7 protein-coding genes and 1 pseudogene are annotated in these 12,900 nt (G+C 73.0%); 6 read left to right on the top strand and 2 right to left on the bottom strand.

All coding sequences use genetic code 11. The annotated features are described in order from the left end of the window. Together ACFW48_RS15820 and ACFW48_RS15825 are read left to right on the top strand one after the other, a co-directional pair. Positions 1–907: phosphopantetheine-binding protein (locus tag ACFW48_RS15820; protein WP_386314932.1), on the top strand; the 907-nt coding region annotated here is incomplete at its 5' end. A 114-nt stretch (positions 908–1,021) separates the two neighbouring features. After that, positions 1,022–5,695: pseudogene (locus ACFW48_RS15825) on the top strand (type I polyketide synthase); the annotation flags it as partial. Between the two features lie 60 nt (positions 5,696–5,755). Here ACFW48_RS15825 and ACFW48_RS15830 read toward each other — a convergent pair. Further along, positions 5,756–6,838: an alpha/beta hydrolase gene (locus ACFW48_RS15830; RefSeq protein WP_386314934.1), complete on the bottom strand. Its 1,083-nt coding sequence runs from the start codon at positions 6,836–6,838 to the stop codon at positions 5,756–5,758. A gap of 243 nt (positions 6,839–7,081) precedes the next feature. Between ACFW48_RS15830 and ACFW48_RS15835 the strand changes: the two genes are divergently transcribed. Then, on the top strand, positions 7,082–8,611 hold the full coding sequence (locus ACFW48_RS15835; protein WP_386314937.1) for an FAD-binding oxidoreductase: 1,530 nt from the start codon (positions 7,082–7,084) through the stop codon (positions 8,609–8,611). A 51-nt stretch (positions 8,612–8,662) separates the two neighbouring features. Here ACFW48_RS15835 and ACFW48_RS15840 read toward each other — a convergent pair whose 3' ends face one another. Next, complete coding sequence (locus ACFW48_RS15840) at positions 8,663–9,286, bottom strand: TetR/AcrR family transcriptional regulator (RefSeq protein WP_386314939.1); 624 nt, start codon at positions 9,284–9,286, stop codon at positions 8,663–8,665. A 117-nt stretch (positions 9,287–9,403) separates the two neighbouring features. Here ACFW48_RS15840 and ACFW48_RS15845 point away from each other — a divergent pair, with 117 nt between their 5' ends. From ACFW48_RS15845 to ACFW48_RS15855, 3 genes are all read left to right on the top strand, one after another. Further along, positions 9,404–10,240 (top strand): SDR family NAD(P)-dependent oxidoreductase, encoded by an 837-nt coding sequence (locus tag ACFW48_RS15845; protein WP_386314941.1) that lies wholly within the window; start codon positions 9,404–9,406, stop codon positions 10,238–10,240. Next, complete coding sequence (locus tag ACFW48_RS15850; RefSeq protein ID WP_386314944.1) at positions 10,237–10,749, top strand: VOC family protein; 513 nt, start codon at positions 10,237–10,239, stop codon at positions 10,747–10,749. Before ACFW48_RS15845 ends, ACFW48_RS15850 begins: the two co-directional genes overlap by 4 nt. Positions 10,750–10,983: 234 nt before the next feature. Then, complete coding sequence (locus ACFW48_RS15855) at positions 10,984–12,822, top strand: gamma-glutamyltransferase family protein (RefSeq protein ID WP_386314946.1); 1,839 nt, start codon at positions 10,984–10,986, stop codon at positions 12,820–12,822. Positions 12,823–12,900: the final 78 nt, after the last annotated feature.

Raw genomic sequence — 12,900 nt, forward strand, 5'->3', positions numbered from 1 at the left:
CGCCAACACCTTCCTCGACGCCCTCGCCACCCACCGCCACACCCACCACCAACCCGCCACCAGCCTCGCCTGGGGCCTCTGGCACACCACCAGCGACATGACCCAGCACCTCGACGAGGACGCGATCGCGCGACTCGGCCGGAGCGGTCTGGTCCCGATGTCCGAGGAGGAGGGGCTCGCCCTCTTCGACCAGGCCATCGCCGGTGCCGCGCAGAACCCGCCCGTCCTGGTGGCGCTGCGTACGGACCCCGCGGGGCTCCGGGCGCAGGCACGGGCCGGGGTGCTCTCCCCGATGCTGCGGGGACTGGTCCGCACGGTGGAGCGGCGGGCGGAGTCCGCTGCCGCGGCGGGCGCGGGGTCGTTCACCGAGCGGCTCACGGGCCGGTCCGAGGACGAACAGCGCAATCTCGTGCTGGAGTTGGTGCGCGACACGGTGGCGGCGGTCCTCGGGCACGACTCGTCCGGCGGCCTCGGTGACGATCAGTCCTTCAAGGATCTCGGCTTCGACTCGCTGACGGGCGTCGAGCTGCGCAACCGGCTCAACGCGGCGACCGGGCTACGGCTGCCGGCCACGCTCGTCTTCGACCACCCCTCGCCGGCGGAACTCTCCGACCACCTGTGGTCCCGTATCGCCTCGCGGACGCACGACACGCCTTCCGTGTCGCTTCTGTCGGAACTGGACCGCCTGGAATCCCTGTTGGGCGAGGCGGCCGAAGACGACGGAGCGGCCGAGTCCGGCGACCGTACCGTCGTGGCCGCGCGACTGCGCCGGCTGCTCTCCGTGTGGGAGGAGCGGACCAGCCCCGAGGAGGCCGGTGACGCGGACGCCGCCGAGCGCATCGAGGCGGGCACGGCCTCCGAGATCTTCGACTTCATCGACAAGGAACTGGGCCGCAACGTCCACTGACCGCCCCCACCCGTGCCCCACCTCGCGGACCTCCAGCGCGGCGAGCGACCTGAACGGAGAGATGACGACGTGCCGACGAACGAAGAGAAGCTCACCGACTACCTGAAGTGGGTGACGGCGGACCTCCACAAGACCCGCAAGCGCCTCGCGGAGGTCGAGGCCGCCGCGACCGAGCCGATCGCGATCATCGGAATGAGCTGCCGCTACCCCGGCGGCGTGCGCACCCCCGACGACCTGTGGTCCCTGGTCCGCTCCGGTGCGGACGGCATCGGCGACTTCCCCGTCGACCGCGGCTGGAACCTCGCCCACCTGTACGACGAGGATCCCGACCGCAGCGGCACGTTCTACGCCCGGCACGGAGGCTTCCTGCACGACGCCCACCATTTCGACGCCCCGTTCTTCGGCATCAGCCCGCGCGAGGCGACCGCGATGGACCCGCAGCACCGGCTGCTGCTGGAGGCGTCGTGGGAGGCGCTGGAGGACGCCGGACTCGACCCGACGGACCTGCGCGGCAGCGACGCGGGCGTCTTCGCCGGGATCATGTACGGCGACTACGGCGCCCGGCTGCACACGGTGCCGCCGGAGTACGAGCCGTTCCTCGGCAACGGCAGCGCGGCCAGCGTCGCGTCGGGCCGGGTGTCGTACGTCCTGGGGCTGCGCGGCCCCGCCGTGTCCGTCGACACCGCGTGCTCGTCGTCGCTCGTCGCCCTCCACCTCGCGGTGCGGGCACTGCGCGGGGGAGAGTGCGGGCTGGCGCTCGCGGGGGGTTCCACGGTGCTGTCCACGCCGGGCGTGTTCATCGAGTTCAGCCGGCAGCGCGGGCTCGCCGCGGACGGTCGCTGCAAGGCGTTCGCCGCGGCCGCGGACGGCACCGGCTTCGGCGAGGGCGTCGGTGTCCTGCTGCTGGAGCGGCTGTCCGACGCGCGGCGCAACGGACACGAGGTCCTGGCCGTCGTCCGCGGCACCGCCGTCAACCAGGACGGCGCCAGCAACGGCCTCACCGCCCCCAACGGCCCCTCGCAGGAGCGGGTGATCCGGCAGGCCCTGGACGACGCCGGTCTGACGGCCGCCGACGTGGACGCCCTGGAGGCGCACGGTACCGGCACCACGCTCGGTGACCCGATCGAGGCGCAGGCGCTGCTCGCCACCTACGGCCAGGAGCGGGAGGCCGAACAGCCCCTGTGGCTGGGGTCGGTGAAGTCGAACATCGGGCACACCCAGGCCGCGGCCGGTGTCGCCGGAGTCATCAAGATGGTGCAGGCCATGCGGCACGGCATGCTGCCGCGGACGCTGCACGTGGACGAGCCGACGCCGCACGTCGACTGGGAGGCCGGGCAGGTGCGGCTGCTGACCGAGGCGCGGCCCTGGCCCGACCGCGACCGGCCCCGGCGGTCCGCCGTCTCCTCCTTCGGCATCAGCGGCACCAACGCCCACGTCGTCCTAGAACAGGCCCCCAAGGCCCCGAAGACCGCGGAGCCCGCCGCCACGGGAGCCACGGCCACCACCGGCGTCGAGACGCCCACCACCGCCGCGCCGGCCGGACCCGCGACCACCGTGCCGTGGATGCTGTCCGCCCGGGACGCCACCGCCCTGCGGGCCCAGGCGCGGCGACTGCACGACCACCTGCGCGGCCGGGCCGACGACGGGGCGGAGCCGCAGCCCGGCGAGGTGGCCCGTGCCCTCGCCGCACGGACCGCCTTCGACCACCGCGCGGTCGTCGTCGGACGCGACCAGGAGGGGCTGCTGCGCGCCGTCGCGGCCGTGGCCCGCGGCGAGAGCGGCCCCACCACGGCGACGGGCGACGCGGACAAGGACGCCCGGCTCGGCTTCCTCTTCACCGGCCAGGGCAGCCAACGGCTGGGCATGGGGCGGGAACTGAGCGACGCCGTGCCCGGCTTCCGCGAGCTGTTCGCCGACCTGTGCGCCCGCTTCGACCGGCACCTCGACCACCCGTTGCGCGACATCGTGTTCGCCGCGCCCCGCTCGCCCGAGGCAGGACTGCTCGACCAGACGCTCTACACCCAGTGCGCCCTGTTCGCCGTGGAGGTCGCGCTGTACCGGCTGCTGGAGAGCACCGGCCTGCGGCCCGACTTCGTCATGGGCCACTCCATCGGCGAGCTGGCCGCCGCGCATGTCGCCGGTGTCTTCGACCTGGACAACGCGTGCGAGCTCGTCGCCGCGCGGGGACGGGCCATGCAGGCGGCGGACGCGGGCGGGGCGATGGCCGCCGTGGAGGCGCCGGAGAGCGAGGTGCTGGAGACACTGGCCCCGTACGACGGCAGGGTGGTCGTCGCCGCGGTCAACGGGCCGTCCGCCACCGTGGTCTCGGGCGACGCCGACGCCGTCGCCGAACTGGTCAAGGTCTGGCGCGGCAAGGGCAGGCGCACCAAGAGGCTGCGCGTCAGCCATGCCTTCCACTCGCCGCACATGGAGTCCGCCGCGTCCGAACTGCGCGCAGCCGCCGCCCGGTTGACGTACGCGACGCCGGACATCGACGTCGTCTCCAATGTGACCGGCCGGGTGGCGGGCGCCGAAGAGCTGATGAGTCCCGAGTACTGGGCCCGACACGTCCGGCACGCCGTCCGCTTCTACGACGGGGTGCGGACCCTGGAGGAGAAGGGGGTGCGCCTGTTCGTCGAGATCGGCCCCGACGCCGTCCTGAGCGCGATGGCCCGTGACTGCCTGGACGCCGAACCGCTCACGCTCGTCCCCACCCTGCGCCGCGACCGCGCCGAACCCGACACCCTGCTGCTCGCCCTCGGGGAGACCTGGGCACACGGCACGGACGTGCACTGGGGGCCACTGCTGCCCGGAGCGGCGACCGGCCAGGACGCCCCGGCCGGTCGGCTGCGGCTGCCGCCGTACGCCTTCCAGCACCGCCCGTACTGGCTGGAGGCCGAGCCCCGGCAGGCATCAGGACCGGGCGACGACGGGTGGACTTCCTCGGACGACCAGGCGTTCTGGTCGGCCGTGGAACACGGCGATCCGGCCCTCCTGGCCCGTACGTTCGGCGCCCGCGACGAGGAGCGGCAACTGCTGGCGCGGCTCCAGACCACCCTGGCCGGATGGCGCCGCCAGCGGGAATGGACGTACGCGTGGCAGTGGAAGCGGCTGCCGGAGACCAGCACCGGACTGCAGGCGGGCGCCCCGGCCGGTGACTCCTGCTGGCTGCTGGTCGAGCCCGGGCAGGAGGACGACGACCAGCACTCGGACCTGTACCGGGCGCTGGCGGAGGCCGGAGTACGGGTGGCGCCGTTCGCCGCGGACGCCGACGAGGAGCCCGCCTCGGTCACCGAGCGGCTGGGCGAGGCGCTGGAGCGGCTCGGCCGGGACGGCGAGGTGGCGGGCGTGCTGTGCGCGCCGGCCGCCGCCAAGGGCCCGCACCCCGAGCACCCCGCGATCCCCGCGGCAGTCGCCCTGACCAGCCGGATCATGGAGGCGCTGGCGGCCCTCGGGGCGGACCTCGCGCTGTGGACCCTCACCCGCGGAGCCGTCTCCACCGGGCCGGGCGACCCGTCGTCCGACCCCGCGCAGGGACACCTGTGGGGGCTCGGCCGCCTCCCCGGCCTGCGGCCGGCCGAGGGCGGGGGAGGCACGATCGACCTCCCGGCCGTCCTGGACCCCGTCACCCTCGCCCAGCTCAAGCGCGTCCTCGCGGCGGCCGACGGTGAGGACGAGGTCGCCGTACGGCCCTCGGGGCGCCACGTCCGTCGCCTGGCGCGGGTGCCCTGGCCCGCGGCGGCGGAGCGGGACACGGCCGAAACCGACGGGACGGTTCTGGTCACCGAGCCCGACACCACCGCGGGACAGGCCGCCGCCCTCGCCTTCGCCGACGCGGGCCACCGTCACTTCCGGCTCCTCGCGTCCGAGACCGGCGCGGGGGAGGCGCTGCGCGCGGAACTCGAGACGCGCGGGGCGCGCGTGCGGCTCGACGTGGCCGACCCGTCCGACCGCGCCGCGCTCGCCTCGGTCCTCACGGAGACCGGCGACGGGCCGGCCGTGAGCGTCGTCGTGCACACCGGGGGAGGGGCCGCACTGCGCCGTCTCCACGAGTGCACCCTGGACCTGCCGCTGACGGGGTTCTTCGTCCTCGCCGACTTCGCGGCGCTCACCGGCAGCGACCCGCGCTCCTGGCACGCCGCCGTCGACGCCGCGTACGCCGAGACCCTGATCCGGCACCGGCACGCGCGACGGCTGCCGGCCACGCTCCTGGCCTGGGGGCCGCGGGAGTCCGACGCGCGGGGCACGGCGGCGCGGGGCGGGCTGCGGGGCCTCGATCCCGCACGCGCGCTGGCCTGTCTGCCGAACCTCCTCGGCCCTGCCGGTGCCGCCCGCGGCCCGGTCATCGGTGTCGCCGACATCGACTGGGACGACCACCTCGCGCACGCCACGCGGTTGGGTACGGGCGTCCAGTACCGCGACCTGCCCGAGGCTCGCGGCCGACTGGCCGGGCCGCGGGCGGCGGACGGCTCGGAAGCCCTCGCCGACCAGGCGGAACTGCGCGCCGGGCTGGCGGAGCTGGAGGGCGAGGAGCAGGAACGGCGGCTCGCGGAACTGGTGCGGGCGCACGTGGGGCAGGCGCTCGGCCTCGACGCCTCGGAGCACCTCGACGACTCCCGCACCTTCCTGGAGATCGGGTTCTCCTCGTTCACCGCCCTGGAACTGTGCAACGGCCTCCACCGGGCCACCGGGCTGCCCCTGCCGGTCGCGACGGTCTACGACCACCCCACCCCCGCCGCGCTGGTGGGCCACCTCCGGCAGCGGCTGGCGGACGAACCGGTCGCCTGAACGACGAACGGCCCGGGCTCCGGCACGAAATGTGCCGGAGCCCGGGCCGTTCTCCCGGCGTCAGGCCCGCGGGCTCGCGGCGGTCCGCAGCATCTGCAGCACCGTCTGCACCGTCCAGGTCCGGGTCTCCTCCACATGTGCGGGCGAACCGTGCACGTCGTCGTGCTCGGCGAGGGTGAGGTCGGGGACGTACCGCTTCAGGGCCTGCGGATCCGACGCGGGGATGATCTCGTCGCGGAGGCTGACCACGTACCCCACCGGGATGGTCAGCGCCGAGAGTTCACCGGGCCGCAGCTCCCAGTCCCGGAGCGCGTCGAACAGCTCCGTGCGGGCGATGCCCGTCAGATGGGAGAGCGTGTCCTTGGTGATGCGCGGCACGCTGCGGTCGTACCAGTCGCGGTCGGTGAAGAAGCCGCTGACCGGCGCGCCCGCCGTGACCACCCCGCGGATGCGCGGGTCGTGCAGGGCACCGCGCAGCGCCATGTGACCGCTGAAACTCATGGCCGACGCGTAGGCGCGGCCCACGTCGGCCCGGTCCGCGAGCGTGTCGAGCAGCGCCGAGAACATGCGCCAGCCGTCCTTGCCGTACACCAGCCGGTTCTCGCCGACACCGGGCATCTCGGTGGCGACCATGGCCAGGCCGAGCTGGTCGGCCAGGAGCAGCGCGGGCGCCCACTGCTCCTTGACGCTGACGATGCCGCCCGTCACCACGAGCAGCGGGCGCGGCAGAGCGGCGGAGAGCCCGGACGCCAGGGCCACGAAGGACCGCGTGCCGCCGTCGCCGTCACCGTCGGGCACGCTGATCTCGATGCGCTCGACGGAGGTCTCCTGGGTGCCGCTCCACCGCGTGAAGGTCTCGGAGCAGGCCGCCTGCGCCTGCGCGCGCGAGGGACCGTCGACGTAGGGGAACCGCGCGGTGTTCCAGCACTGGCAGGCCTCCAGCAGCAGGTCCCGCGCCGCCAGCTCGCGCGCCGCGGCGGCCCACTCCCCGGTCCAGGAGCCGGGCCCCTCGCCGTCGTGCCCGATGCGGGCCAGTACCTCCTCACAGAGGTCCGGAGGCAGCCGCTGGGTCCGGGAGTGGACCACGACGAACTGCTTGAGCTCCTCGATGTCGTGGGCCGTCCGGCCGGCTTCTCGTCCCATCCGATGTCCCTCCTCCTCGCGCCGGGGTCGGTCCCGGCCGCGTCGTCGGGCGCGTCGCGGCGCCCTCGCGCTTCCACTCGCCCCAGCCTCCGTGCGGGCCCTAAAGCGCGCCTCTACCGCTCCGTGCCGGGGGGCCGGATGCCCGACCGGCCTGTTTTAGAAAGGACTTACCGGGCGGTGGGAGGTTCGGACGGTGTCGGCGGGAGAGCCGCCGCCGTATCCGACGACGGGAGAGTCACAGTCATGGCAACACGAAGGCAGGTCCTGCGCGGCGGGGCCGTCGGCCTCGCCCTGGCCGCATCCGCAACCCTGCCGGGACCGGCCGGTTCCTCCGCGGCCGCCGCGTCGCGCGCCGACTGGAGCGGACTGCGCGGCCGGCTCGACGGCGACCTGTTCCTGCCGTCCCACAGCGGGTACGCGCAGGCCAAGCAGGTGTACTTCAGCATGTACGACGCCTCGGCCCCGGCCGCCGTCGCCTACTGCGAGAGCGTCGCCGACATCCGGCTCTGTCTGGCCTTCGCCCAGCAGCACGACGTCCCGGCGGTCCCGCGCAGCGGCGGCCACAGCTTCGGCGGCTTCTCCACCACCCCGGGCCTGGTCATCGACGTGTCGAGACTGCGCTCCATCGTGCCGGGAGCCGACACCACGGCGCTCGGCCCGGGAGTGCAGACCGTCGACGCACTCGCCGCGCTCGCCCCCTACGGACAGGCCCTGGCGAGCGGGCTGCACGGCTCCGTGGCGGCGGGCGGCTTCCTCCACGGTGGCGGCATCGGCTGGCAGACCCGTTCCTTCGGGGTGGCCTGCGACGCCCTGGTCTCCGCCGACGTGGTGCTCGCCGACGGCCGGTCGGTGACCTGCTCCACGACCGAACACCCCGACCTGTTCTGGGCGTTGCGTGGCGGTGGCGGTGGCAACTTCGGCATCGTCACCCGCTACGAGCGTCGCGCCGCGGCCGCCACGGACATGGTGAACTTCCGGATGTCGTGGGCCTGGAGCGACGTGGAGCGGGTGATCACGGCCTGGCAGCAGTGGATGCCGACGACACCCTGGAAGCTGGGGTCCCGCTGGATCGTCAGCCAGCTCGACACGGCCCCCGGCGGCGCCGAGCCGGCCGTCTGGGTCGACGGTTCCTTCCTCGGTTCGCCCGAGGAACTCACGCCCCTGCTGGACGCGCTCGCCGCCGGGGTGGGGCGCGCCCCCGACAGCCGTACCAGCAACCGGTTCACCTTCCTGAACGGGATGCTGGACTGGTTCGGGTGCACCGACAAGACGGTCGCCCAGTGCCACACGGTCGGCTACTCGCCGGAGGCGGTGATGCCGCGCGGCGGGTACATCCTGGACCGCAGCAGGCTCTTCGGGACGGGCCTGCCGAGGGCCGGGATCAGCGAGGTGCTCTCCGCCTTCACCGCCTCACCGCGCGCGGGCCAGCTCCGGTTCGTGCAGGCCCTCGCCCTGGGTGGCCGGGCCAACACGCTGGACCGCACCGCGACGGCCTACGTCCACCGGGACGCGCAGTTCACACTGAACTGGACGGTGGGCACCCAGGCGGCCGACCCGAACCGGGACGAGCGCAACGCCGTGCGGGCCTGGATCGACGGCGGGTTCGCCGCGGCGAACCCCTACTCCCTGGGGGAGACCTACCAGAACTACATCGACCCCGCCCTGCGGGACTGGAAGCGGTCGTACTACGCGGAGAACTACGAGCGGCTCGCGGCCGTCAAGCGCGCGTACGACCATCAGGGCTTCTTCCGCTTCGCCCAGGCGATCGTCTGAGCCCACCGGCCGCCCGGCGGCCGGCTCGGGGCGCGGTCGGCCGCAGCGCGGTCAGGACGTCCCGGGCCCGTCGCCCCGGCCGCCCTCGGCCGGGGCGTCACCGGCGTTCTCGATCAGGACGCGGGTGACGCCCTCGAAGTACGGCAGGACGTCCTCCAGGGTCGCCGAGCTGAGCGCGGGGGAGCACAGGGCGCTGCGCATGATGCCCATGCCCAGCAGGCAGGCGACCAGCATCTCCGCGCGCAGCGCCGCGTCCTCGCCCTTGACCTGCTTGATGAGCTCCTCGATGTGGGCCGCCTGCGCCTCCTGCTCCAGACGGGTCCGTGCGGGGGCGTGCGAGGGCGAGCGCAGCAGCATCACCAGGGGGTGCTCGCCGGCGAACTGCTCCCACTCCTGGAAGACGACGGACTTCAGCATGCCCGCGGGCAAGGCGTCCAGCGGCCCCGACATGATCTCCCCGAGGACCTGGTGATCCACGCACGCCTCCTCGAACAGGGCGCGCTTCGAGCCGAAGTAGCGAAAGACGAGCGCGGGATCCACATGGGCGTCCTGGGCGACGTCGCGCATGGTCGTCCCGCCGTAGCCCAGCCGGGCGAAGCGCACGCGCGCCGCGTCGAGCAGGGCCGCGCGGGTCGCGGCGCGATCGCGTTTGTGTGTTTGTGGGGCGACTGCCATAGCGGTACTCCTTCAGGTCATCAAACGTTGACATCGTATCCCAAGAGCCTCTACGCTGACCTTGTCACCATCAGATGACTTACGGTTCGGGCTCCTGTCACGGAAGGAAGAAAATCCATGCAGACGGTTGTCGTCACGGGTGGAACGGATGGCCTGGGGAGGGGGATCTCCCTGCATTACCTGAAAGCGGGTGCCAGGGTCCTGGCCATCGGTAGCACGCGCGCCAAGGGTGAAGCGTTAATCGAGGAGGCGCGCAAGATCTCCGCCGCCGACCGGGCGCACTTCCTCTCCGTCGATCTGACCTCTGTCGCGGCCACCCGGCGGCTGATCGAGGAAATCGAGAACACCTATGCGTCCGTGGACAAACTCGTCCTCTGTGCCCAGCGCTACAAACTCTTCGGAAAGCGCTCGGTGACACCGGAAGGATTCGAGCACAGCTTCGCGCTCGCCTATCTCAGCCGGTTCGTTCTCACCTACGGCCTGCTGGACGCGCTCCAGTGCACGAAACAGCCCGTGATCATGAACGTGGGCACGCCGGGCGTCGGCCTCGGCGCGGTCCACTGGGACAACCTCCAGCTCGAGCGCGGCTACAGCGGCAACAAGGCGACGCTGCAGTCCTTCCGCGCCAACGACCTGCTGGGCGTCGGCTTCGCGGCGACGCACGGCAGCGGCCCGGTGACGTATATCGGATACAACCCTGGGGTGGTCTCCACCGGCATGCCGGACTCCCTGCCGCTGCCCCTCAGGCTGATGACCAAGGCCACCTTCGCTGTCGCGGCGACCCCCGTGGACAAGGCGATCAAGCCCATGGTGGAGCTCCTCGACAATCCGCCCGCCGAACCTTTCGTCGCGCGCTGGAAGAAGAAGCCGGTCGACCTCGGGAAGAAGGCTTTTGACACTGAGGACGCGCTGCGCCTGAAGAGCGTCACAGAACAGCTGGTGGGAGTGCGGTGACCTCCCTCATGCCTCCCTTTCCGGAAGGCCGGATCCAGCAGCTCGGATATGTCGTGGAGGACCTCGACGAAACGGTCGAGAAGTTCTCCGCGATGTTCGGGATAAAGCGCTTCTTTGTGTGGGAGAACCTGGCCGCGGAGGTGACCGAGAAGACATATCGGGGCCGGTCGGCAGATTTCCAGTTCTCCTGCGCATTCGGTTACTCCGGCGACATGATGATCGAGCTGATCCGGCATGACTCCGGCGAGAGCATATTCAAGGACTGGCTCGACAGCAGAGGCCCGGGGCTGCACCACGTCTGCTTCCTGCTGAGCGGCCTCGAGCAGTTCGAGGAGGCGGTGGCCGGGATGGCGGCCCGCGGTCACTCCGTAGCGATGTCGGGCCGGTCGGGAGATGCCCGGTTCTCCTACGCCGACACGGTCGGTGACCTCGGCGTCTTCACCGAACTGGCCTACGGGCCACCGGAGTTCCTCGCATCCTTCGACCGGATGAAGAGCGGCGACTTCTGACCGGATGGCGCCCGCTCCGCCCTTCAGTAGCCTGGAGACGCCCCGTGCGTCACGGGGTTCCGCCGCATGCCCGGGGGGACGAATCCGACCTGGTGACGGGGGATGGTGCCGGTCGGTGGCGCGGGTCTACCCTGCGTGCGGAGAAGGTCTCGCGCTCGTTCTGTGCGGATTCTCCACGCGACCCGATGCGCTGCCGCACAGGTCCGTCGACGTACAGAAGCACCGAGGTCAGGTATGCACTTCACGACCCGCCCCACCCTCCAGGGCACCTTCGGCATGGTGTCCTCCACCCACTGGCTGGCCTCGCAGTCGGCCATGGCGGTGCTGGAGGACGGGGGCAACGCCTACGACGCCGCCGTGGCCGGTGCCTTCGTGCTGCACGTCGTCGAGCCGCACCTCAACGGGCCCGCCGGAGAGGTGCCGATCCTGCTCGCGCCGGCGGGCGGCGAGGTGCGGGTGCTGTGCGGACAGGGAGTGGCACCGGCCGGGGCGACGGTCGCGCACTACAAGGCGCTCGGTCTGGACCTCGTCCCCGGCACCGGACCACTCGCCGCCGCCGTGCCCGGGGCCTTCGACGCCTGGCTGCTCCTGCTGCGCGACCACGGCACCAAACCGCTGGCCGACGTGCTGAAGTACGCCATCGGCTACGCCGAGCACGGACACGCGCCCGTGGAGCGCTTCACGGAGACCGTCGAGACCGTGCGGGAGCTGTTCGAGACCGAGTGGACGTCCTCGGCCGAGGTCTATCTGCCGGACGGACACCCGCCGCGCCCCGGCGAGTTGTTCCGCAACCCCGCCCTCGCCGCCACCTGGAAACGGCTGCTCGCCGAGGCCGCCGGAGCGGGGGACCGGGAGGCGGAGATCGACGCGGCGCGGGAGGTCTGGCGCACCGGGTTCGTCGCCGAGGCCCTCGTACGGCAGGCCGGGCGGCCCACCATGGACACCAGCGGCGAGCGCCGCACCGGCACCCTCACCGCCGCCGACCTCGCCGGCTGGTCCGCGTCCTACGAGGCTCCCGCGGCGTACGACTGGAACGGCTGGACCGTGTGCAAGGCCGGCCCCTGGAGTCAGGGCCCCGTCCTGCTCCAGCAACTCGCGCTGCTCCCGCCCGAGCTGCCCCGCTACGGCTCCGCCGACTACGTCCACCTGCTGGTGGAGGGCTGCAAGCTCGCCATGGCCGACCGGGAGGCCTGGTACGGGGACGCGGACGGCGCGGCCCGGGTACCGCTCGACGACCTGCTGTCGCCGGAGTACAACGCGGCACGGCGGGCGCTCGTCGGTGACAAGGCGTCCTTCGAGCTGCGGCCCGGCAGCCCGGGCGGACGTGCCCCGCGGCTCAGCGCCCACGCGCGCGTGGCGGCCGTGGAGGGTGAGGGCTTCGACGCCCTGGGGGTCGGCGAGCCGACGGTCGCCAAGAGCCCGACGTCACCGGTGCCGGGTGAACCGGACGTCACCGCCGACGGGGGCACCCGCGGCGACACCTGCCACCTCGACATCGTGGACCGCTGGGGCAACATGGTCTCGGCCACGCCCAGCGGCGGCTGGCTCCAGTCCAACCCCGTCGTGCCCGAACTGGGCTTCCCGCTCGGCACCCGGCTCCAGATGACCTGGCTGGAGGAGGGCCTGCCCAACTCGCTCACCCCGGGCCGCCGGCCGCGCACCACGCTCACGCCCTCCATCGCCCTGCGGGACGGGGTGCCCGTCATGGCGTTCGGGACGCCCGGCGGCGACCAGCAGGACCAGTGGCAGCTGCACTTCCTGCTGGCGGTCGCGCTGCGCGCCCCGGTGCGCGGCGGCCTCGACCTCCAGGGCGCGATCGACGCGCCGAACTGGCACAACGACAGCTTCCCCGGGTCGTTCTTCCCGCGCGGCATGCGGGCCGGGAGCGTCACCGTGGAATCCCGGATGCCGGCGGAGGTCGTCGAGGAGCTGCGGCGCCGCGGGCACGAGGTGACCGTCGGCGAAGCCTGGTCGGAGGGGCGGCTGTGCGCCGTCGCGCGAAACCCGGAGACGGGCGTGCTGTCGGCGGCGGCGAACCCGCGCGGAATGCAGGGCTACGCGGTCGGCCGCTGACCTCCGGACCTCCCGCTCGCGGGCCCGGCACCGCGTGGTCGTGGGCTCCGGCCCCTCCCGCTCGTGCCCCCGGCGCCT

Source organism: Streptomyces sp. NPDC058812, assembly GCF_042744565.1.
Taxonomy (GTDB): Bacteria; Actinomycetota; Actinomycetes; order Streptomycetales; family Streptomycetaceae; genus Streptomyces; species Streptomyces thinghirensis.

Coding starts and splice junctions, on each gene's coding strand:
- ACFW48_RS15830 (WP_386314934.1), bottom strand. CDS start 6,838: ATGGGACGAGAAGCCGGCCGGACGGCCCACGACATCGAGGAGCTCAAG.
- ACFW48_RS15835 (WP_386314937.1), top strand. CDS start 7,082: ATGGCAACACGAAGGCAGGTCCTGCGCGGCGGGGCCGTCGGCCTCGCC.
- ACFW48_RS15840 (WP_386314939.1), bottom strand. CDS start 9,286: ATGGCAGTCGCCCCACAAACACACAAACGCGATCGCGCCGCGACCCGC.
- ACFW48_RS15845 (WP_386314941.1), top strand. CDS start 9,404: ATGCAGACGGTTGTCGTCACGGGTGGAACGGATGGCCTGGGGAGGGGG.
- ACFW48_RS15855 (WP_386314946.1), top strand. CDS start 10,984: ATGCACTTCACGACCCGCCCCACCCTCCAGGGCACCTTCGGCATGGTG.